The 21,674-nt window shown below is 66.2% G+C and carries 19 protein-coding genes and 1 riboswitch; of the genes, 6 read left to right on the forward strand and 13 right to left on the reverse strand.

Annotated elements, in window-relative coordinates; genetic code table 11:
• Positions 1–13 precede the first annotated feature (13 nt).
• The 7 genes from BM408_RS10795 to BM408_RS10825 form a co-directional block, all read right to left on the reverse strand.
• Positions 14–1,084, reverse strand: a complete 1,071-nt coding sequence (locus BM408_RS10795) for a flavodoxin family protein (protein WP_092129860.1) — start codon at positions 1,082–1,084, stop codon at positions 14–16.
• Between the two features lie 159 nt (positions 1,085–1,243).
• Positions 1,244–1,804 (reverse strand): Spy/CpxP family protein refolding chaperone, encoded by a 561-nt coding sequence (locus BM408_RS10800; RefSeq protein WP_092129862.1) that lies wholly within the window; start codon positions 1,802–1,804, stop codon positions 1,244–1,246.
• A gap of 171 nt (positions 1,805–1,975) precedes the next feature.
• Positions 1,976–3,280 carry a four-carbon acid sugar kinase family protein gene (locus BM408_RS10805; protein ID WP_092129864.1) on the reverse strand — a complete coding sequence of 435 codons (1,305 nt, stop codon included), beginning with the start codon at positions 3,278–3,280 and terminating at the stop codon, positions 1,976–1,978.
• A gap of 3 nt (positions 3,281–3,283) precedes the next feature.
• Positions 3,284–4,570 carry a ribulose-bisphosphate carboxylase large subunit family protein gene (locus BM408_RS10810; protein ID WP_092129866.1) on the reverse strand — a complete coding sequence of 429 codons (1,287 nt, stop codon included), beginning with the start codon at positions 4,568–4,570 and terminating at the stop codon, positions 3,284–3,286.
• 8 nt (positions 4,571–4,578) lie between these two features.
• Complete coding sequence (locus BM408_RS10815) at positions 4,579–5,118, reverse strand: VOC family protein (protein WP_092129868.1); 540 nt, start codon at positions 5,116–5,118, stop codon at positions 4,579–4,581.
• Positions 5,119–5,146: 28 nt separating this feature from the next.
• The gene (locus tag BM408_RS10820) at positions 5,147–7,030 is read right to left on the reverse strand and encodes a TRAP transporter large permease (protein WP_092129869.1); all 1,884 of its coding nucleotides are present in this window, start codon (positions 7,028–7,030) and stop codon (positions 5,147–5,149) included.
• 173 nt (positions 7,031–7,203) lie between these two features.
• Positions 7,204–8,223 (reverse strand): TRAP transporter substrate-binding protein, encoded by a 1,020-nt coding sequence (locus BM408_RS10825; RefSeq protein WP_092129870.1) that lies wholly within the window; start codon positions 8,221–8,223, stop codon positions 7,204–7,206.
• Between the two features lie 114 nt (positions 8,224–8,337).
• On the opposite strand from BM408_RS10825, the gene BM408_RS10830 reads away from it, so the two are divergent.
• From BM408_RS10830 to thiE, 6 genes are all read left to right on the forward strand, one after another.
• Positions 8,338–9,402: a LacI family DNA-binding transcriptional regulator gene (locus tag BM408_RS10830; RefSeq protein WP_092129871.1), complete on the forward strand. Its 1,065-nt coding sequence runs from the start codon at positions 8,338–8,340 to the stop codon at positions 9,400–9,402.
• Positions 9,403–9,479: 77 nt separating this feature from the next.
• A riboswitch (TPP riboswitch) is annotated at positions 9,480–9,603 on the forward strand.
• Positions 9,604–9,684: 81 nt separating this feature from the next.
• On the forward strand, positions 9,685–11,604 hold the full coding sequence (gene thiC, locus BM408_RS10835; RefSeq protein WP_092129872.1) for a phosphomethylpyrimidine synthase ThiC: 1,920 nt from the start codon (positions 9,685–9,687) through the stop codon (positions 11,602–11,604).
• Between the two features lie 22 nt (positions 11,605–11,626).
• Positions 11,627–12,718 carry a glycine oxidase ThiO gene (gene thiO / locus BM408_RS10840; protein ID WP_092129873.1) on the forward strand — a complete coding sequence of 364 codons (1,092 nt, stop codon included), beginning with the start codon at positions 11,627–11,629 and terminating at the stop codon, positions 12,716–12,718.
• Positions 12,715–12,936 (forward strand): sulfur carrier protein ThiS, encoded by a 222-nt coding sequence (gene thiS / locus BM408_RS10845; RefSeq protein WP_254774771.1) that lies wholly within the window; start codon positions 12,715–12,717, stop codon positions 12,934–12,936. The genes thiO and thiS overlap by 4 nt, the downstream gene beginning before the upstream one ends.
• Positions 12,937–13,758, forward strand: coding sequence for a thiazole synthase (locus BM408_RS10850; protein ID WP_092129875.1), 822 nt, complete (start codon positions 12,937–12,939; stop codon positions 13,756–13,758). It begins immediately after the preceding gene.
• Between the two features lie 11 nt (positions 13,759–13,769).
• Positions 13,770–14,405 carry a thiamine phosphate synthase gene (gene thiE / locus BM408_RS10855; protein ID WP_092129876.1) on the forward strand — a complete coding sequence of 212 codons (636 nt, stop codon included), beginning with the start codon at positions 13,770–13,772 and terminating at the stop codon, positions 14,403–14,405.
• Between the two features lie 7 nt (positions 14,406–14,412).
• Here thiE and BM408_RS10860 read toward each other — a convergent pair whose 3' ends face one another.
• The 6 genes from BM408_RS10860 to creB form a co-directional block, all read right to left on the reverse strand.
• Entirely contained in the window at positions 14,413–15,690 is a 1,278-nt protein-coding gene (locus BM408_RS10860; RefSeq protein WP_254774772.1) for a biosynthetic peptidoglycan transglycosylase, read from the reverse strand.
• On the reverse strand, positions 15,687–16,313 hold the full coding sequence (locus BM408_RS10865; protein ID WP_092129877.1) for a hypothetical protein: 627 nt from the start codon (positions 16,311–16,313) through the stop codon (positions 15,687–15,689). Before BM408_RS10865 ends, BM408_RS10860 begins: the two co-directional genes overlap by 4 nt.
• Positions 16,306–17,187 (reverse strand): exosortase Q, encoded by an 882-nt coding sequence (gene xrtQ / locus BM408_RS10870; protein ID WP_254774773.1) that lies wholly within the window; start codon positions 17,185–17,187, stop codon positions 16,306–16,308. Before xrtQ ends, BM408_RS10865 begins: the two co-directional genes overlap by 8 nt.
• Before the next feature lie 29 nt (positions 17,188–17,216).
• The gene (locus BM408_RS10875) at positions 17,217–19,319 is read right to left on the reverse strand and encodes a VIT and vWA domain-containing protein (protein ID WP_092129878.1); all 2,103 of its coding nucleotides are present in this window, start codon (positions 19,317–19,319) and stop codon (positions 17,217–17,219) included.
• Between the two features lie 148 nt (positions 19,320–19,467).
• Positions 19,468–20,904 (reverse strand): two-component system sensor histidine kinase CreC, encoded by a 1,437-nt coding sequence (creC, locus tag BM408_RS10880; protein ID WP_092129879.1) that lies wholly within the window; start codon positions 20,902–20,904, stop codon positions 19,468–19,470.
• Complete coding sequence (gene creB / locus BM408_RS10885) at positions 20,901–21,644, reverse strand: two-component system response regulator CreB (protein WP_092129880.1); 744 nt, start codon at positions 21,642–21,644, stop codon at positions 20,901–20,903. The genes creC and creB overlap by 4 nt, the downstream gene beginning before the upstream one ends.
• Positions 21,645–21,674 lie beyond the last annotated feature (30 nt).

Raw genomic sequence — 21,674 nt, forward strand, 5'->3', positions numbered from 1 at the left:
GTGCGGCTTGCTTTTATTTTGGCCGTGGCCGTTGCAGGCTCTTGTCCGGCTGCGAAAGCGTGCCGGCGCGCAGTGACTTGACGGCAGCGGCGACGGCCTTGGCCACATTGCGCACCTCGGTCAGCACGGCCTTGTCGGCATCCAGCGTGCTGTGGCTGGTGGCATAGGGTTCGTAGTAGCCGATAAAGCGGTCCAGCCGCGCCTGGGTGCCGGCGTCGATGAGGCCCATCCAGTCCAGCCAGTCCGTCAGGCTGCGGCGCGCGCCCTCAATGCCGGCGACATCGCCGTGCACCACCACGCCATAGGCGCGGCCGGCCAGGTGCTTGGGGTAGTCCCAGCCGTTCATTTCCAGCGCCTTGGCTTCCGACGGCTTTTTGCCGTGCGTGCTGGTCGGGTCTGGGTTGCCGCCGTCGGCGCAGACCAGGCGGTCGATCATGAGCTTGAGCGGGCTGGGCGACTGGTACCAGTACACCGGCGTGAGGATGATGACGCCGTGCGCGGCCGTCCAGCGTTCGTAGATTTCGGCCATCCAGTCGCTGGTTTGCCCCAGTGAGTGGTTGGGGTAGCAGCTGCAGGGCCAGTGGCACAGCGGCATGGCGGTAGAGACGCAGCCCTTGCAGGGGTGGATGTTGAGGTGGTAGCTGGAGGTGAGCAGGCTCAAGTCGAGCACATCGCAGGCCATGCCCGCGCTTTCGAGCGAGGTTTTGGCGGTGTTCAGCAGTCGCCAGGTTTTGGAGATTTCGCCGGGGCAGGTGCCGTCGTTGCGGGCCGAGCCGCAGATGAGCAGCACGCGTGAAGGCGTGGCGGGTTTCTTCCACGCGGCTTGGGCCTTCTTCAGGGCTGCGCGTGTTGCAAGCCACTCCGTCGACAGGTCGTACTCGGGGTCGGCAAAGCCCTTGCCGGCCTTGCGTGTGAACGGCGCCTTGCGGCCTTCTTTATAGGCTTCCCACGCCACCTGCTCAAGGCGGGCCAGGGCTTCGTCTTCGCTGCGGAAGGCGGGGTCGACGAAGGACTGCATGAAGCGCTCGTGGAAGGCGCTGCGCGTGAGGACGGCCGGCGCCTGGCCCTTGCGTACTTTGATCATCGAATCAGTTTAGTGACGCGACGCGGTCTGAACGGGTGGTTTCGATGCCGTCCTACGCGGGCTTCCGGTGGTGTCTGGGGCGGCTTCAGCCAGGCACAAAAAAGCCCGCACCGGGTTGCGGTGCGGGCTGGGGCAGGAGCGCTTTAACGCACCGGGGGTTTAGCCCTTTTGCGGGGCTGGGCCACCGTGGCCGCGCGGGCCGCCGCCGTGGTGACGGCCGAACTTCTTGTGCTCGGTGTCAAAGGTCTTTTGCTGCTCAGGCGTCAGGGCCGCGTAGAAGGTCTTGGTGGCTTCGCCGCGTTTGTCCATCGCCGCGTTCATCTCGGCCATGCGCTGGGTGCGCATTTCCTTCATCTTGTCGATGCGCTGGGGCGTAGTCAGCTTGTCGAACTCGGCGCGCTGCTCAGGCGTGGGGCGTGCGCCGCGTGCGGGCGGCTGCATGGAGGCCGTGTAGCTGGTCCATGCGCCTTCCTGCGCGGGCGTGATCTTGAGCTTGGCCTTGAGCTCGGCCTGGCGCTTGGCGATCCATGCCTGCATCTTGGCCGGGTCATGGCGCGCCATGCGGTCACCGTGGTGGCCGGCGGGTTTGCCTGCGACGGGCGGCGAGCCGGCCGGTGCGGGGGGAGGGGTTTGCGCCATGGCGCCGGCGCCTGCGGTTGCCAGCAGGCCGGCGAGTACGAGGCTATTGAGTGAAGCACTGCGGTTGAATGCGAATTTCATGGAGAACTTCCTTTCAAAGAGAAGAAGCCTGAAATCCATCGCCCGTGACATACGGCTTTTGGCTTCAGGTTGAAAGCAAGTGTGGCGGCCGTGTGTATCCACGCCATTGCCCGCCGATGACGGTATGTAAAGTTTCTTGAACGCTCACCCCTGTTGGGCTGCCTGCCGCCGTCAGGCGGTGCCGTGCAGCAGGGTCTGGAACAGGTCTTCGCTGCCCATTTGCCCACCCTTGAGCATGATCTCCATGCCGTCGAGCGCAGCCTCGTCGCTGTGCAGGCGGCACAGGGCGACGCCGGGTGCGAGTTGCGCCGCGTAGGACAGGCCCCAGGCGTTGAGCGCCTGCACGGCGTGGCTGGAGGTGTCGCCGCCGGCAATGCCGAGGCGGCGCAGGGGAGCGGCTTTGAGCACGCGCGCCAGCAGCTCGCCACAGGCTTGCGCGAGTGCGCGGCTGTCTACGGCGCTGCCGGGCGCAGGGTCTGGCGCTGAAGTGCAGGCCAGCACGTGGCGGCCCTGGGCCAGCAGCCCCGCAATTTGCGCCGACATCTGCTGTGCGTAGTCTGCATCGCCGGTAAGGCGGGCAGCGTCCAGTGCGACCTGCCGGTAAGAGCTGGCTGCCTGGACCTGCAGCGCCGTCATGGGCGAGAGGCTGCCGGCCAGCACCAGCACGGGGCCGGTGGCCGCAGCGATGCGGGTTGTGGTGGCCTCTGCATTCGCCTGCCAGTGCGCGGCCAGGGCCTGCACAACGCTGCTGGGGCCGACGGCCAGCAGGCGCTGGGTTTGTGCGCGTTGCCAGATCAGCCGGCCCACAGTGGCCAGGTGGCCGGTGTGGGCAACGTCGAGCAAGACCGCGTCAGGCTTGCGGGCCAAAAGCGCATCGAGCTGCCGGCTCAGCGCTTCGGCGTCCTGGTCGTAGCTGGGGTAGTCCACGCCCGCAACCTGCGCCAGGCCTTGCGCGGCCAGGTGCTTGCGCAGGTCGGCTTCGTGCATGGGCGTGACGGGGTGCCGGCTCATGGTGGGGTGGCGGTCTATGCGGTGGATGTTTTCACCGGCGCCTGCGAACAGGTTGCCGAACACGCAGTAGCGCCTGAGGTTGGGCTGGCCGCCCACGATGGGCACCAGGGCGTTGCCGGCGTGCGGCTGCAGGATGCGGATGGCCGCGCCTATGCTGCCGACGTGGGGTGCGCTGTCGAAGGTCGAGCAGGTTTTGTAGTGCATGACCGGCGCGCCCAGGCGCGCGAACAGCTGGCCCACCGGTTCGAGTTCAGCGCGCATTTCGTCGGGGCTCATCGCACGGGCCGCGCCGGCAATGCCCAGGCAGTCGAGCGGGCCTGCGCGCTGCAGTTGCGCGTCGGTTGGCAGGCCGAGGAAGAGCAGTGTGCGAAGGCCCGCTCGCGCGGCGGTGGCCAGCGTGTCGGTGGCGCCGGTGAAGTCGTCACCGTAATAGGCCACCTTGAGCCGGCCGTCGTGCGAAGCCATGGTTTACTTGCCGAAGAAGGCGAGTGCGGCCGCCAGCTCTGGCGCCTCACGCGCATGGTCGGCCAGCGTGACGCCCGCACGCGCGGCCGCCCAGGCCTGGCGGATGCTGGCGACGCCCGCGGCCGGGCCGCCCGGGTGCGCGAGGATGCCGCCGCCGGACATAAAAAGCAGGTCGTCGTTCTTCACCGCGGCCCAGGTGGCGGGCACGGTGCCGGCCCATTGGCCTGACGAGAAGGCCGGCATGACGCGATCGTCCACGCTGTTGATGCCATCTGTCAGTGGCGTGTAGCAGTCGTGCGCCGACTCGATGACCTCTTCGTCGGGTTGCGAGAACTTGCCCTGCAAGCCGTGCACATGCATGTGGTCGACGCCTGCCAGTCGCCACAGCGTTTGATAAGCCTGAAAGGACATGCCCAGCAGCGGGTGCCGCGACAGCGCGCCATAACCGTTGCGGTGGCCATGGATGGCCAGGCCGGTGTGGCGGCGCAGGGTCTGCATGCCTGAATGGCCGCACCAGTTGAGGCTGGCCATGACGCAGCTGCCGCCTTCGCGCTCGACAAGGTCGGCATGGCGTTTCATGGCATCGGTTTCATCGGTGATGTTGAAGGCCACCATGACGTGTTTGCCGGTGCGCTGCTGGTGCTCGCGCACCACGGCCATCACGGCGGGCACGCGCTGGGCCAGCGGGGCATGGGCCGGGTCGGCGCAGACTTCGTCGTCCTTGATGAAGTCCACACCGGCTGCGCACAGGCGCGCCACCAGTTCGGCGGTTTGCGCGGCGCTGAAGCCGACATTGGGTTTGATGATGGTGCCGACCAGCGCGCCTGCAGCTACGCCCGTGGCCTTGCGTGTGCCGGCGATGCCGACCTGGGGCATGTCGAACTGCGCGCGGTAGGCGGCGGGCAGCTTCATGCTTTCAAGCCGCAGGCCGCTGGCTTCGCCCAGGTCGTAGAGGTTGCCGGAGACGGTGGCGGCCAGTGTGGGCAGGTTGGCGCCGATATTGGCAACAGGGAAGGAAATGCGCACGCGCGCGCGCCGCCAGGGGCCGCCCTTGGGTCCGGTATGGCCTTTGCGTTCCAGCAGGGCGTTGGGCAGGCTGGGCGCGTTCACGGATTCCAGCTCGTCGATCTGCTCGACGGTGGCGCGGGCGCGCTGGCGCAGCTCGTCGGTCTCGCCCTCCACGCGGGTGAAGGTGCCGCAGGACTGCTCGCCCGCCATCACCTCGGCCACCTGCGCGGGCGCCAGCGGGGTTTCGATCAGGTAGGTGGCTTCAAAGCGGTCGGCTTGCATGGCGGTGCTCAGAGTTTGCTCAGATCTGGGAAGGGGCGCACCGGGTCGCTGCCGTCCCAGCCTTCGCTGGAGCTGCGGATCAGGTCGAACATCTTGCCCTTGGGGCCGGCGACTTCGGAGAGCTCGATCACGGTGCCGGGGTGGTATTCGGTGTCGAAGTAGATGAAGCGGCCGTTCTGGCCGACCTCGCCCTTCATGACCGGCTTGAAGCCCTGTTTGAGCAGGCGCTCCAGGTCGGCGTCGTAGTTGGTCGTCCAGTAGGCGACGTGCTGCAGCCCGGTGCGGCCGGCTTGCAGGAAGTCGCGGTACATCGAAGGCACGTCGTTGCGCGTCTGGATCAGCTCGACCTGCACAAAGCCTGAGTTGGCCAGCGCCACCGAGTTGTGCGGCTCATGCGACTCGCCTTTGTAGCTGTAGTTTTTGATGGGCACCTTGGGGTTGTAGAACCAGGGGCCGACGCCAAGCGTTTCGCTCCAGTACTTCATCGCGGCCTCGATGTCGGGCACGACGTAGCCCAGCTGGCGGATCTCGCCAAAAAATTTGCTCATGTTGTTTTGCTCCAGTGAAATGGACGGATTAGTTTTTGAGGAAACCGGTAGAGAACCAGGGCACGGCCGCCACCAGGGCCAGGCCGACCAGCAGCGCGCCCATGTAAGCCCAGATGTAGGGAATGCCTTCGTCGGGGTCGACCTTGCTGACCGCGCAGGCGCCGTAGTAGCCGACGCCGAAGGGCGGCGCGAAGAGGCCTATGCCCATGGCGAAGATCACGACCATGGCGTAGTGCACGTCATGCACGCCGACCATGCGGGCGATAGGAAAAAGCAGCGGGCCGAACAGCACGATGGCGGGGATGCCTTCGAGCACGCTGCCCAGGATGACAAAAGCGACGATGGACACGGCGAGGAAGCCGTAGGCGCCGCCGGGCAGGCTGCCCATGATGCGCGCCAGGTCTTGCGAGAAACCCGACTGCGTGAGGCCCCAGGCCATGGCGGTGGCGCAGCCGATGATGAACATGATGGCGCCGGTGAGCGAGGCGGTTTCGATCAGCATGGGCATGAGGCGGCGCCACGGAAACTGCCGGTACAGAAAGAGCCCCGCCAGTACCGAATAGATGATGCCGATGGTGGAGACCTCGGTGGCGGTGGCCACGCCTTCGACCACTGCCGCGCGGATGACAAAGGGCAGGATGATGGCGGGCAGGGCGATCAGCAGCAGCTTGCCGATTTCGCGTTTGCTGTAGCGGGCGACGCCGCTCAGGTCTTCATGGCGGTAGCGCCACCACACGACGGTGCAGAGCGCCAGCCCCAGCACCACGGCGGGCAGCAGGCCGCCGGTGAAGAGCGCGGCAATCGACACGCCGGTGACGGAGCCGATAGTGATGAGCACGATGGAGGGCGGAATCGTTTCGGTCTGCGCGCCGGTGGCCGACAGCAGCGCCACCAGGTCGCCGGGCTTGGCGCCGCGCTTTTTCATTTCAGGAAAGAGCACGGGCGCAATCGCGGCCATGTCGGCGATCTTGGAGCCCGAGATACCCGAGACCAGGTACATCGCACCAATCAGCACATAGCTGAGGCCGCCGCGCACATGGCCGAGCAGGCTGGCGAGGAACTGGATCATGGCCTTGGCCATGCCGGTCATCTCGATCAGCGCGCCCAGAAAGATAAAGAGCGGCACCGCCAGCAGGATCATGTGCGACATGCCTTCGTCCATGCGGCCGACCATGACTAGCAGCGGCGTGGAGGTGGTGAGCGCGAGGTAGCCGAAGGTGGCCAGCGCGAACGAGAACGCGATAGGCACACCCGACAGCACGGTGCCGGCCACGATGACGACAAAGAAGATGATCAGGTTGAGCTTGCCCAGCGGTTGCAGCAGCGGTTGCGCGAACCAGAACAGCGCGACGACGGCAGCGGTGCCGGCCAGCGCGATGCCGGTTTGTTTGAAGGTGCTGATGCGCAAGAGGCGCAGCACGGCGACCACGACCATGAGCCCCATGCCGACCGGAATGGCCGAGGCACGCCAGGCGTTGTTGACTTCCATCGCCGCGGTGACGATGAAGCTTTCTTCATAGGCGTATTCACCCGCCGGGTAAATCACCAGCACCAGGAAGGCGATGGAGGCGGTGATGGCGATGGTGTCGAGCAGCGCGCGGGTGTGCGGGCTGACGTTGTTGACCAGCGCCGTCATGCGCATGTGTTCGCCGCGGCGCAGCGCGACGACCGCACCCAGCATCGACAGCCAGAGGAACATGATGGACGCGAGCTCGTCTGACCAGACCAGCGGTGAATGGAAGACGTAGCGCGAGACCACGCCGGCGAACAGCACGATGATTTCGGCCAGCACCAGGGCGGCGGCGATGGACTCCACCACATAACCCAGGCCGCGGTCGACCTTGTGCGCGAGGCCGCTCAGCGGGTTCGCGGGCGGTGCGTCGGCGGGCGGTTGAAGGGAAGCGTGGGACATGAGGTCTCCGGGAAGAGGGCGAGAGGATTGCGGCTACTGGTTTTAGCGCCTTCCCCCGCTGGGGGAAGGTTGGGATGGGGGCTTGCGGCAGAAGCAAAAGCGCTTGCTCAATCGCCGCTGGCCCTCACCCCTACCCTCTCCCAGGGGGAGAGGGGGGAAGAGAGGGGAAAGCCTTAGGCCAGTTTGCCGACTGACTGTTCTAGCAAGCCCCAGGCCTCGGCGCCAAAACGCTCCTTCCACTCGCCATAAAAACCGGCTTCACGCAGCTTGGCACGGAAGGTATCGGCTTGCGGGCGGTTGATGGTGAGGCCCTTGGACTGCAAATCGGTGACCACGGTCTCGTTGAGCTTTTTGATGTCGTCGCGCTGTTGCAGGCCGGCTTCGTTGATGGCGCGGGCCACGATGGTCTTGAGGTCGGCGGGCAGCTTCTCCCACGCGCGGCCGTTGGCGATGAACCAGTAGCCATCCCAGATGTGGTTGGTCAGCGAGCAGAACTTCTGCACTTCGTACAGCTTGGCGACCTGGATGATGGGCAGCGGGTTTTCCTGCGCGTCGACGATCTTGGTTTGCAGCGAGGAATACACCTCGCTGAACTGCAGGCTGGCGGGCGCGGCGCCCAGGCCCTTGAACATGGAGATCGACAGCGGGCTCACCGGCACGCGGATCTTCAGGCCGTCCATGTCTTTGGCTGTGGTGACGGGCGCCTTGCTGCTGGTGGTCTGGCGGAAGCCGTTGTCCCACATCTTTTCAAAAGCATAGAGGCGCGATTTGCTGATGGCTTCGCGCACATGCGCGCCCAGCTTGCCGTCCATGGCGCCCCAGACCTGGTTGTAGTCGCTGAAGGCAAAACCGACGGCGTTGATGGCGGCCACCGGCACCAGGGTGGCGATGACCAGGGCCGACGGTGTGAAGAACTCGATGCCGCCGGAGCGCACCTGGGCCAGCATGTCGGTGTCGCCGCCCAGCTGGTTGTTCGGGAAGATCTTGATCTCGACCCGGCCGTTGGTTTCTTTGAGGATGCGGTCGGCGGCCTGCTGGGCGCGGATGTTGAGCGGGTGGGTGACGGGCAGGTTGTTGCCGTACTTGTAGGAGAACTCGGCGGCGCGGGCCATGGAGGGCAGGGCGGCGGCGATGCCGGCGGCGGATGCGGCGGACAGGGTGCGCAGCACGCTGCGGCGGGTGACTTCGGTCATGGTTTGTCTCCAGTTTTGTTTTGATGCAATTTGATGCATCATTGGGTGAAAGCAGCGCAACGATAGGCGCGGGGTATTCAATCGTCAAACAGGAAAAATGATGGATTTTGATGTATGAGGGTTATCCCTGATGGATTGGAGGGGCAGCAGCAGCGGGCTCGCGTGGTCGACATTGCGCGGGCCGCGGGTGTTTCCACCGCCACTGTAGACCGCGTGCTGAACCAGCGCCCCGGCGTGCGCGGGGCCACCGCGCAAAAAGTGCTCAAGGCCGCGGCCGAGATGGACTACCTGCCAGAGACGGGCCTGTATGCCGCGCTCGCCGCGCCGCCCATGCGCCTGACGTTTTTGCTGCCCGACGGCAGCAACCGCTTTATCCGCATGCTGGGCGACACGGTGGGTTATTCGCAGGAGCACCTGACGCCCTTTAACGTGAAGTGCCGTACAGAGCTGTTTGAAAGCTTCAACCCGCAGCAGCTGGCCGCCAGCTTGCTGCAACAGGGCAAGCGCAGCGAGGGCATTGCCTTTATGGCGCTGGAGCACCCGGCGGTGCGCGAAGCGGTGAGCGAGCTGGCCGAAAAAGGCGTGCCCACCATCACGCTGATCTCGGACCTGTCGGGCTCGCAGCGCGCCGGTTATGTGGGGCTGGACAACCGCGCGGCGGGGCGTACGGCGGGCTACCTGGTGGGCCGCTTCATCGGCCCTGGCGCGCGCGCCGGCAAGGTGGCGCTGATCGCCGGCTCGCTGAGCTACCGCGCGCATGAGGAGCGCGAAGCCGGTTTCCTGCATGTGATTGAAGAGATGTTTCCCACGCTGCAGGTGGTGGGCCTGCGCGAAGGGCAGGACGACGCGCAGAAGAACTACGAGCAGACGCGCACGCTGCTGGAGCAATACCCCGACCTCGCGGGCATTTACAACATCGGCGGCGCGTCTGACGGCGTGGCTCGGGCGTTAAAGGAGAGCGGGCGCGAGCACAAGGTGGTGTTTATCGGCCACGGCCTCACGCCCGACACGCGCGCGATGCTGATTGACGGCAGCATGGACGCGGTGATTACCCAAAGCCCGCAGACGGCGATGATGAGTTGCGTGCGGATGTTTACCAACCTGCGGGATAGGCGGGATGTGATGAGTGGGGTTGATGCGGTACGCAGCCAGGTGATCTTCAGGGAAAACCTGCCCTAGCTCGGGGCTGCCCACTGGCCTGGTCGACTTCTTGACCTTGGTCATTTGCCATCGCTTGGCTCCGTGCCTACAATGGCCTCAGCTTGTCGGGGTGCCAAGGATGTTTCCGTAAGGAAGCTTTCGAGGCTGAGATCGCAGTATGCGAGACCCGCTGAACCTGATCGGGATTATCCCCGCGTAGGGAACAACGCAATTGGCTCCGGAACTTTCGCAGCGGCACACCCAGATGCCACCGATGGACCCCCGGCTCCCCAGCAGGCACCCCACCTTCTGGAGAACCACATGGCCAAAACCCGACTTACCGTTGACACCCAAGACCTCACCAGCCGCATCACGCGCGCGCCTTTTCCGGGCTCGGCAAAGATTTATATCGAGGGCTCCCGCCCCGACATCCGCGTGCCTTTTCGTGAAGTCACGCTGACCGACACGCTGGTGCATGAAGGCGCCGGTGAGCCGCGCCGCGAGGCCAACCCGCCGCTGCGCCTGTACGACGCCTCGGGCGTTTACACCGACCCGGCTTCGCCCATCGACATCACGCGCGGCCTGCCGCCTTTGCGCGGCGCCTGGATCAACGAGCGCCAGGACACCGAGGCCCTGGCCGGCATCAGCAGCGCCTACGGCCGCCAGCGCCTGAACGACCCGGCCCTGGCCGCGCTGCGCATGGCGCATGCGCCCGTGCCGCGCCGCGCCAAGGCGGGTGCCAATGTGTCGCAGATGCATTACGCGCGCAAGGGCATCATCACCCCCGAGATGGAGTACATCGCGGTGCGCGAGAACCTGGTGCGCGCGCAGCTGGCCGAACGCCTTAAGACCGAGCGCATGCCCAAGGCGGGCCATTCTTTCAATGCCGCGATTCCCAAAGAGATCACGGCCGAATTTGTGCGTGACGAAGTGGCGCGCGGACGCGCCGTCATTCCGAACAACATCAACCACCCCGAGAGCGAGCCGATGATCATCGGCCGCAACTTCCTGATCAAGGTCAATGCCAACATCGGCAACTCGGCGGTTACCTCCAGCATTGAGGAAGAAGTCGACAAACTGGTCTGGTCGATCCGCTGGGGCGCAGACACCGTGATGGACCTCTCGACGGGCGAGAACATCCATGAAACGCGTGAATGGATTTTGCGCAACTCGCCGGTGCCTATCGGCACGGTGCCGATTTACCAGGCGCTGGAAAAGGTGAACGGCAAGGCCGAAGACCTGACCTGGGAGATCTTCCGCGACACACTGATCGAGCAGGCCGAGCAGGGCGTGGATTACTTCACCATCCACGCCGGTGTGCGCCTGGCCTATGTGCCGCTCACCGCCAATCGCCTGACGGGCATCGTCTCGCGTGGCGGCTCCATCATGGCCAAGTGGTGCCTGTCGCACCACAAGGAAAGCTTCCTCTACGAACGCTTTGACGAGATCTGCGAAATCATGAAGGCGTATGACGTGTGCTTCTCGCTGGGCGACGGCCTGCGCCCGGGCTCGATCGCCGACGCGAACGACGAAGCGCAGTTTGCCGAGCTGCATACGCTGGGCGAGCTGACGCAGATTGCCTGGAAGCACGATGTGCAGGTGATGATTGAAGGCCCCGGCCATGTGCCGCTGCAACTGGTGAAGGAAAACGTCGACAAGCAGCTCGAAGCCTGTTTTGAAGCGCCTTTCTACACGCTGGGCCCGCTGATCACCGACATCTCGCCGGGTTATGACCACATCTCTTCGGCTATGGGCGCAGCCAACATCGGCTGGTACGGCACGGCCATGCTGTGCTACGTGACGCCCAAGGAACACCTGGGCCTGCCCAACCGCGACGACGTGAAGCAGGGCCTGATCGCCTACAAGATCGCCGCGCATGCGGGCGACCTGGCCAAGGGTTACCCGGGCGCGCAGATGTGGGACAACGCGGTGTCCAAAGCGCGCTTTGAGTTCCGCTGGGAAGACCAGTTCCGCCTGGCGATTGACCCCGACACGGCGATGGCTTACCACGACGAAACGCTGCCCAAAGAGAACGCCAAGGTGGCGCACTTCTGCTCGATGTGCGGGCCGAAGTTCTGTTCGATGAAAATCTCGCAGGAGGTGCGCGAGTTTGCGCGCCTGAACCCGGCCACCACCACACTGGCGCCGGCAGCCGCGACAATCCCCATCAAGCAGATCGCTACCGGCTTTGAAGAAAAGGCCAAAGAGTTCCGCGAAGGCGGCAGCGAGATTTATTCCTGAGGTTTCCTGGGTTGTTTTTGATATGAGCAATTTGCACATCGGCATCGCGGGCGCGGGCCTGGCTGGCCGCACGCTGGCCTGGCGCCTGCTGCGCGCCGGCTGCCGCGTGAGCCTGTTCGATGCGCGCCGCCGCGATGACGTGGCCACGGCTTCGATGACGGCGGCGGCCATGCTGTCGCCGCTGGCGGAGCTGGCGGTGTCGGATGAGGCGGTGTTTGCGATGGGCCAGCGCTCGATGCAGCTGTGGCCGCAATGGATTGCCGAGCTGGCGGCTGAAGGTTTGCCGGTGTATTTCCGCCGTGAGGGAACCCTGGTGGTGGCGCACGCGCCTGACCAGAGTTCCCTGGCGCATTTCACAGGCCTGCTGCTGCACAAGCTGCCAGAGGCCGTGCGGGCACAGGTGCACACACTGGATGCAGCCGCGCTGGGTGTGGCCGAGCCGGCGCTGGCAGGGCGCTTCGGTGGCGGGCTGTTGCTGGATGGAGAGGGCCAGCTGGCCAACGACCAGTGGATGGCGGCGCTGGCCACTGAGATCGACCGGCTGGGCGGCTCATGGATGGAGGGCTGTGCCATCGACGGGGTGGAGGACGACCACATCGAGTGCGCGGGCAAGACCTATGGAATGGACATCACGGTCGATGCGCGTGGCGTTGGCGCCAAGGAGAGTTGGCCGCAATTGCGCGGTGTGCGCGGCGAGGTGCTCACGGTGGAATGCCCGGGCGTGACTTTGCAGCGCCCGGTGCGCCTGATGCATCCGCGCTACCAGCTCTATGTGGCGCCGCGGCCCGGCAACCGTTTTGTGGTGGGCGCGACGGAGCTGGAGTCGGAAGACACCGGCCCGGTGACATTGAGATCTACCCTGGAGCTGGGCAGTGCCCTGCACAGCCTGCACCCTGCCTTTGGTGAGGCGCGTGTGTTGCGGCTGGCAGCCGCCCTGCGCCCGGCGCTGGACGACCACCGGCCCACGGTGCAGCAGCGCGACGGCGTGTGGCATATCAATGGCCTGTACCGCCACGGCTACCTGTGCGCGCCGGCATTGGTCGACGGGCTGGTGCAGCAATTGACGGGAAGCACGGCTGTCCTGAAGGCCCTGAAAGAAGAGAGAGTGACATGACAACACCACAACACGCGATGAAGATTTCACTGAACGGCGAAGCCATTGAGACGGATGCGCCCACCTTGCAGGCGCTGCTGATTGCACGGGGCTATGAATTGCAGGGCGCGTTTGCCTGCGCAATCAACCGCGCTTTTGTGCCGCGGCCGCAATGGCCTGAACGCGCATTGCAAAGTGGCGACCGGATCGACATAGTCACACCGATCACGGGAGGTTGAATGGACACGCCCACGACCTCATCTCCGATTGCCCACGGTCAACCCTGGACGGTTGCCGGCACCACGATCTCGAGCCGCTTCTTTCTCGGCACCTCGCACTACCCTTCGCCGCAGGTAATGAGCGACGCGGTGCGCGCCAGCGGCACCGAAGTATTGACGGTGGGCCTGCGCCGCCTGCAGCCTGAAAGCGGCGGCGGCAACAGTTTCTGGCAGCGCATCCAGGCGCTGGGCTGCCACATCCTGCCCAACACGGCGGGCTGCCATAGCGCTGAGGAGGCCATCACGCTGGCGCAGATGGCGCGCGAGATCTTCGGCACGACCTGGATCAAACTGGAAGTTGTAGGTGACGACTACACGCTGCAGCCCGACACACATGGCACGGTGCATGCGGCCACGGTGCTGGCCAAAGAGGGCTTTGCCGTGTTTGCCTACACCACGGACGACCTGGTGATTGCCCAGCGTCTGCGCGATGCGGGCTGCGCGGCCGTGATGCCCTGGGCCGCGCCCATAGGCACAGGCCGGGGGCCGCTCAACCCCTTTGCACTGGAGACCATGCGCCGCCGCCTGCCCGACACAGTGCTGGTGGTGGATGCGGGCCTGGGCCGGCCATCGCACGCTGCAGCGGTGATGGAGCTGGGCTTTGACGCCGTGCTGCTGAACACCGCGGTGGCTCAAGCCGGCGACCCGGTGCGCATGGCGCGCGCCTTTGCCGACGGCGTGGCCGCGGGCCGCGCGGCGTATGAGTCGACGCCCATGCCTGAGCGTGCGGCGGCACAGGCTTCCACTCCCACAGTCGGTGTGCCGTTCTGGCACGCGCCTTAAAAAAGATCACCATGAAGACAGACGCATTCGCACCGCTCACCGGCCCCATCGGCTTTTACCCTGTTGTGCCCAACGCTGCCTGGGTGCGGCGCCTGCTGGGTTGGGGTGTGCGCACCATCCAGCTGCGCATCAAGTCGGCGGACCACGATGCGGATGAGATCGCGTGGGAAGTGCGCACGGCGATTGAAGCCGGGCGCGAAGTGCCGGGCGCGCAGGTGTTTATCAACGACCACTGGCAGCTGGCGCTGCAGGCAGGCGCTTACGGCGTGCACCTGGGCCAGGAAGACCTGGACACGGCTGACATTGCCGCGCTACGCGATGCGGGCATACGCCTGGGCCTGAGCACGCACACACCGGCGGAGCTGGCGCGGGCCAAAGCCGTGCAACCCTCTTACCTGGCCATCGGCCCCATCTACCCGACAACGCTCAAGGTCATGCCCTACGAGCCGGTGGGGCTGGAGCGCCTGAAAACCTTGGCGCAGGATGCAGCGCCTTACCCGGTGGTGGCGATTGGCGGCATTTCACTCGCGCTGCTGCCTGGCGTGATGACCTGCGGTGTGAACGGCGTGGCGGTGGTCAGTGCGGTGACGCTGGCACAAGACCCTGAGCAGGCGGCGCGGCAAGGCTTGCAGCTGGCCGCCTCTTGAGCAGGCCTCAAGGCGCGAGCACCGGCGCCGGCCAGTTCAGCTGCTTTGCCTCTTCGGCCAGGCGGATGCGTTGACGGCTTGGCAGGGGGCGCATCGCCAGGATCACCCACTGCGTGCGCGCCACATTGATCTGGCCTGTCTCTGCCCAGCGCCGTGCTTCCAGCCCGGGGTTGTGCAGCATGGCGGCCAGCCACGCGGCTTGCGTGGGGCTGAGCTCGTGGGCCGCGCGGCCAAAGTAGCGCCTTGACGCGGCCTCGGCGCCGCAAAGGCCCGGGCCCCAGGGCGCATGCGCCAGGTAGAGCTGCAGGATGCGCGGCTTGCCCAGCGTCCGCTCCATTTCAGCCGCGTAAAGCAGCTCGCGCAGCTTGCGCACGGGGCTGCGCTCGCCACCGGTGACAAGCAGCTTGGCCAGCTGCTGCGACAGCGTGCTGCCGCCGCGCTCGATGCGGCCTTCTTGCCCGGCGCCCTGGTTGCGGGCCAGGGCTGCGGTGAGTTCAGTCAGGTCAAAACCGCTGTGTTCGTAAAAGCGCTGGTCCTCGGCGGCCACCACGGCGCGCGCGAGCCAGCTGCTGGTGGTGAGGCGGCTGGCGCTTTTGCCGCAGGCCGAGCGGGCGGTGACCAGCGCTTCGGTGCCCAGGCCACTGACCTGCAAGCCCTCGACTTGCGGGACAACGCTCAGGCTTGCGCCCGGCAAGACCAGCGTGGCTTGTAGTGCAAAGCGGCCTTCGATGTGCGCCTGCGCAAGCTCGGGAATAGCCGCGCCGAACAGCGCGTAGCCGTCGGCAATCGGCGTCGTCGGCAATTGCAGGCGCAGCCGCAGCTGGTCTCGCGCCAGCACGCCCTGCCAGGTGGCGCGCAGCTTGCCGGCGCTCACTTCGCCATCCAGCTGGTCGCCGCGCCGGCGCACGGTGAGCTGCACTTCGTTAAAGGTGAGAGGGTCTTTGCCCAGCCCGGGGGCCTGCACCCTGCACGGGGCGCAGCGCAATGCCAGCACCTGGCTGCGGGCTAGCCAGGTCATGTGAACCGGCCCGGTGCGCGCCGGCAAGGTCCGCCCCTGTAGCAGGGGCCCGACCCAAGGTGCGGTGGCCAGGCGGATCAGCGTTGGCACACCGGCCTGCATTTGCAGGGGGCCGACGCGCAGCGGCACGGACCACTCGCCGGGAAGCGGCGCGAGCACCGCCTTGACCACGAAGTAGAGCGCCAGGAGCGCTGACGCCAGCAGGGCCAGCAGCGCCAGCATGCCCAGCGGCACCCAGACCCATAGCTTGGCCCGCCGCGGTTTCACAGCGGCCTTGCGACGGTGATGGCTTGCCAGGGGCCTTGCGACTGGCCCATGGCGGCGGACCAGTACCAGGCCGAGGTGTCGGTGAAGCCCTGGCCGTTGGCGTCGACGATGCGCTCGCACACCCTCAGGCGCTGGCCGCTGCCGGCCTGCCCGCGCGTGGCTTCAAAGCAGCGCCAGAGTTGCCGCTGGCGATCCAGTTCCAGCTGCTGGGCCGCGATGCGGTAGCCCAGGCCCTGGTAGCAATCGGCGGCGGGGTGCAGCATGCGGGTGGGTTTGTCGACGCCGCGCAGCACCAGCACTTGCCAGCCTCCCGCAGCAATCGACTCATTGGCAACGCCGCCCTGCGCAGGCGCTGTTTCAGCAGGGGGCGCTTCGATGGCAAAGCGCGCCAGGGTACCGGGAAAGTGCCGGGTAAAGCGCTGCTCGACTTCACTCAGCGCCAGCGGCCGCAGTGTTGCGCCCTGCCACTGTGCGGGAAGCTCGCGGCCCGCGCCTTGCTGCGGCGGTGCCGTGTCTGCCGGCCGCGAGAGCATGGCGAACGCGCTCCACAGCATGCAGGCGGGCAGCAGCGCCAGCCAGAGCGTTTTGTGCAGCACGCGGTTGACGAAGCTGTTCTCAAACATGGCGTTTCCTTTCGGGGCGGCTCATCACCCAGGCAATCGCGCCGCACACTGCGGCCAGCACGATCAGGCCGACGCCTTCGTGGGCCCAGCCGGGCAGGTGTCGGCCCGAGGCCTCGGCCGCCACCAGGATGGTGTTGCGCACGATGTTGCCGCCCAGCACCAGCACGCTGACAGCGGGCAGGCGGGTGAGAAAGGCGCGGTTGCCGCGTGCCAGGTACAGCGTGACCGCACAGGCGGTGAAGTAGCCGAACCAGGCCATCTGCACCCCCGAGCAGGGTGCGTCGACGATGACCAGGTGGCCGTCCACGCGCAGGCTGGCGCCGCTGCGTTCGACCACATGGCTTGCCATCAGCAGCCAGCGGCTGGCTTCGGCGGTGATGACGCGTAGCGGAAAGCCCGCATAAAACTGCAGCGAGGCCAGCAGCGGCAGGGCCAGCACCGACAGGCCGAACATGGGCGCTGTTGCCACGGTGGCGGGCAGAAAAGCCGCCAGGCCCGCGGCCAGCGCCAGCAATGCCAGCAGCGACACCGCCAGCGCCGGCAGCATGCCTTGAACGGCAGTTGCCAGCACTGCGCCGGCCAGCGCCACGGCGAGCCAGCCCAGGGGCGGCGCGGCACGCAGCCTGTGGCGGCTGCGCCAGGCCAGCCAGCCGAGTGCGGCCAGCGCCAGCAGCCCGAGCGGGTCGTCCGAGCCGTCCAGCATGCGCCGGCCCATCCAGAGCCAGGTTGGCCACAGGGCTGCGGCCAGCAGGGCCAGCCAGACCCCGGCGGGCGCGGTGTCGATGCGTATGCCCCAGCGCACGAAGGCAGGCACGCTGACCAGGCGAGGTAAATCGCTCATGGAGCGCATGGAAAGAAGGGCAGGCAGCGTCATGGGGTTTCTCCTTAAGGGCCGGGGCATGTTCACGCGGTGAAGCGGACTACGCCCTCGCGGCTGTCCCTGCGCTGGCGGCGTTCGCGGCGCGCCAGCAAGGCCAGTACTGACAGCAGCACGATCACGGCGCCCCAGGTGGCGGGCTCGGGCGTGCCGGGCACTTCGGCGCCTATGGCCAGGTTGCTCACGCCCTGGGGCATGGGCGATGGCTGGTTCACGGTGGCGGCATCCGCGGGCTGTGTGTTGCGCACGACCTGGTCCACGGCCAGGAAGCTGGTGTACTGGGTCAGCAGGTTGTACTGGAGGCCGAGCTCGGTGATGCGCTGGCGATGGGCATCGCCGCCTTCCAGCGACTCCTGGTCCGACAGGCCGGCGATGCGGTGGCGGGCCCACAGGTAGCGCAGCGCGGCCATGTCCTGCCCCGGCGTGGCCGTGACTGGCGCGGCATTGCGGTAAGGGCCGTTGGCGCTGCGGCCTTCAATGACCACCTGGCTGCCGGCGCTCAGGGGACCGCGCCATTTGCCGAACACCACAACCGGGCGTTCGCCGAGCACGTCGGGCAACTGGGCCGGCTCGACGTCGTAGACATCGATGCCTTCGAAGCGGGCCTTGACGCTGGTGAGCACGGGCGACTCGATCATCTTGCGAAAGCGTTTGGCTTCAGCAGGCGCTTCGGAGGGCTGCGTGATGATGAAGGGCTCGCCCATGCCGGCGCGGGCCAGGCCTTCCATCAGGTGGCGGTTCACCGAGGAACCGATGCCGAAGGAAAAGAGGTTGGCCTGCGACAGGTTGCGCCGCACCAGCTCGAAGGCTTCACGTTCGACGGATACGTAGCCGTCGGTGACCACCACCACGGTGCGCGAGACGTCGGCAGCCTTGGGCTCGGCGTAAACACGCTTGAGCGCAGGGATCAGCTCGGTGCTGCCGCCGCCGCCCATTTCATTGATGGTGCGGATGGCCTGCTCGATATTGGCCTGGGTGGCGGGCACGGATTTGGGGCTGAGGAAGCGGTTGCTGCCGGAGAACAGCATCACGTTGAAGGTGTCGCTGGGGCGCAGGTTACCGATCAGCTCGCGCAGCAGGACTTTGGCGGTCTCCAGTGGAAACCCGTGCATCGAGCCCGAGATGTCGACAACGAAGATGTAGTCGCGCGGATTGATGGTTTGCGCCGTCACCTGCTTGGGCGGCTCGATCATGGCCAGGAAGAAGTTCTCGCCGTTGGCTTTGTCGCCCTGGTAGAGCATCACGCCCGATTCGATGCGATCACCGGCAAGGCGGTAGTCGAGGATGAAGTCGCGGTTGTTGGCGCCTTTTGCCTCGCCGGGGCGCAGCGACACGCTGGCGTGGCGGTCGCCTTCGCCGTCTTTTTTCACGTCGACGGTATGGGAGCTTGAACGCACTTCTTTCAGGCCGATCGGCGTGGCGATCTGCACCTTGATGTCGAAGGCCGTGGCGGAGTCCTGGCCGGCCGGCAGATAGGGTTTGCTGATCCACTTCGCCTGGGCCTGCTCGGACTGCGGGCTGTTGTAGCGCGGACCGACGACAGTGGGAAAGACGAACTGGTAGTTGCCCGACTGCGGCACCAGCAGCTCGGTGTAGCGCAACTCGACCTTGATGTCGTCGCCGGGCAGGATGTTGGCGACATTCATCTGGAAGACATTGGGCAGGTGCTGCTCCAGCAGCGCGGCGGTTTTGCCTTCCTTCTTTGCGCTGTCGTATTCGATGCGGGCCTGCTGCTTTTCGCGGATGTTGGCGGTGATCAGCCGGTCGGCCAGGCGCACGTTCATGCCGTAGACGGCGGCGCGGGTTGAGCCGGGGAACACGTAGCGCGCTTCAATGGCGCGCTGGCCTTCATTTTTGTAGCGCTGCGTGACGGTGACGTCGGCGATGACGCCTGAAATCCGCACATCGACCTGGGTGGATTTGAGCGGGAGCTGGTCCAGGCCGGGCTCGTCGCTTTTGACGAAGAAGTAAGGGCTCTCGGTTTTTTGCCGGGGGGCGGCGCCGTCCCTGGCCTCCTGGGCATGTGCGGGTTGCACCGCGAGGGCGATGAAGCAGACGGCCGCGACAGCGGCGGTGGCGGCCCACAGCCAGCGCGCTGCCGCCTTGTGGTGGGTGGGGGTGGGTTCCATAAAAAGCTCCTTGGCAGGCGTGCGACAGTGCACGGAGCCAAGCATCGGCGGCGCCTGGGAAGGCGGTTTGAAGCTTTCGGGAAGCCTGTATGAAGTCTGCGTGAAGTGCTGTGAGAACCCGTAGGAACCCGTGAAGGCCGGCCGCCGGCTACATCGCCGCGCGCGGCAGCGACAGCGTGGCCAGTGCGCCGCCGCCCGGTGCGTTGGCCAGCTCGATGCGGCCGTGGTGAAGCGAGGCAATTTCTTTCACGAAGGCCAAGCCCAGGCCTGTGCTTTTTTTGCGGGTGTGGGGCCGGGCCAGTGAGTAGAACTTTTCAAACACCTTGTCCTGGGCGTACTCGGGGATGCCTTGCCCGCGGTCTTGCACCTGGATGCGCACCACACGCGCGCTGCCGTAAAGCGAGAGCTGAACCTCGCCGCCCTCGGGCGAGAAGTCGATGGCGTTGTCCAGCAGGTTGCTGACGGCGCGCCGCAGCAAAAAGGCGTCGCCCTCCACGGTGGCATCTTCCGGCGCGTCGACCTTGATGCGGATGCCGCGCGCTGCGGCGGCGCCCTGCGCGGCGCCCGCCAGCTCTTCCAGCAGGGGCGTGAGCGCCACAGGCACCACCTTGTCCAGCGAGCGGCGCGTTTCCAGCGCGGTGAGCTCCATCATCCGGTCCACCATCTCCTGGATGCGGCCGGTCTCGCGGCTGATGTTGGCCAGAAAGCGCTCACGCTCGGCCTGCGGCATGCCCGGCTCCTGCAGCAGCTCGGCCGCGCCGCGTATGGCCGACAGGGGGCTCTTCACTTCGTGCGTCAGCGTCTGCACATAGTCGGCGACATAGTTGCGCCCGGCCAGGGCGTCGCGCATTTCGTCGTAGGCCGCGCCGAGGGCGCCGAGGGCACGCCGGCCCAGCCGCGGCAAGTTGAGTGAGCGCTGGGCCCGCACATAACGCACGTAGTCGGCGATCAGGCCGAAAGGCCGCACCAGCCAGACGGAAACAATGACGGCCAGCAGCAGCACCGCGAGCACGGACACCAGGCCGACGTAAAGGGTTTTTTCGCGCGCAGCAGAAACAAACTGTCCAAAACTCGTGACGGGTTTGCCCACCGAGGCGACGCCGATGATCTCGTTGTTCCAGCGGATGGGCGCGCCCACGTACATCACCGAGCTGAGCGGGTCGCCTTCGACGTCGGGTGTTGTGCGCGCGCCGTAGTCGCCGCGCAGCGTGTAGCTGACGTCGCGCCACTGCGAGAAGTCGGTGCCCGGCTGCTGGCCCAGGGAATGAAACAGCACGCGGCCCGAGCGGTCGGTGACGTAGGCGCGCAGCTCGACCCGGGTTTTGGTGACCGAATAGATCTGCGAGAGAAACTGCCGCGCATACAGCGACTTGAACAAGGGATCCAGCCGCGTGGTGTCGATGGCGCCGGCGCGCACGTCCTGTTCAACCAGGCTGGCCAGCAGGTGCGAGCTTTCGACCAGCGACTCTTCGGCCGACTCGCGGTAGCGCGGGTCGATGTCGGCCACGACACGGTACAGCATGAAGGCGATGCCCACCGCATAAATCAGCAGGATGCCGATGAAGATGCGGTTTCTTTTGGTCACGGGGCAGGCAGGTCTTCAGCCAGCGCGTAGCCAGAGCCGCGCGAGGTGCGGATCGGCTCGGTGTGCGGCGCCACGCCTTTGAGTTTGGCGCGCAGTGTCTTGATGTGCGCGTCCACCGTGCGGTCCAGGCTGCCGCTGCCGTCTTCCCAGACTTTGTCCAGCAGTTCGTCACGCGTGTAGACCCGGCCGGGCTTGAGCACCAGCAGGCGAAGGATGCCGTACTCATAGCGCGACAGCTCCAGGGTGCGGCCGTAAAAGCGGATCTGGCGGCGTTCTTCGTCAAGCACAAAAGGCGTGGTGAAAGAGGAGGGTGCCGTGGCAGATGCAACCGCCTGCGGTGATATCGGCGTTATCGATGGCCGGACCGCGCGGCGCAGGATGCCGCGAACCCGGGCCACCAGTTCGCGCGGCGAAAAAGGCTTGGCGATGTAGTCGTCGGCGCCCAGCTCCAGGCCGACCACCCGGTCGATCTCGTCGCTGCGCGCCGTCAGGAACAACATGGGGACTTGCGCGCCGCCGGGCAGGGCCTGAAGGCGCTTGAACAGTTCAAAGCCGTTGAGGTCGGGCAGGCCCACATCCAGAATGGCCAGGGCCGGCGTTTCGGCGGCAAATTCCTGCAAAGCCTGCTGGGCCGTGCTGCACCACACCGGCGCAAAGCCATCGGTGGTGAGGACATACTGGATCGTGTCGGCGATGCCTGACTCGTCTTCGACCACAAGGATGCGCGGCTTGTTGAGCATGGGCGCTATGGTAGCGCCTGCGTGTCACGC

Source organism: Polaromonas sp. YR568 (genome assembly GCF_900116715.1).
Lineage (GTDB): Bacteria > Pseudomonadota > Gammaproteobacteria > Burkholderiales > Burkholderiaceae_C > Polaromonas.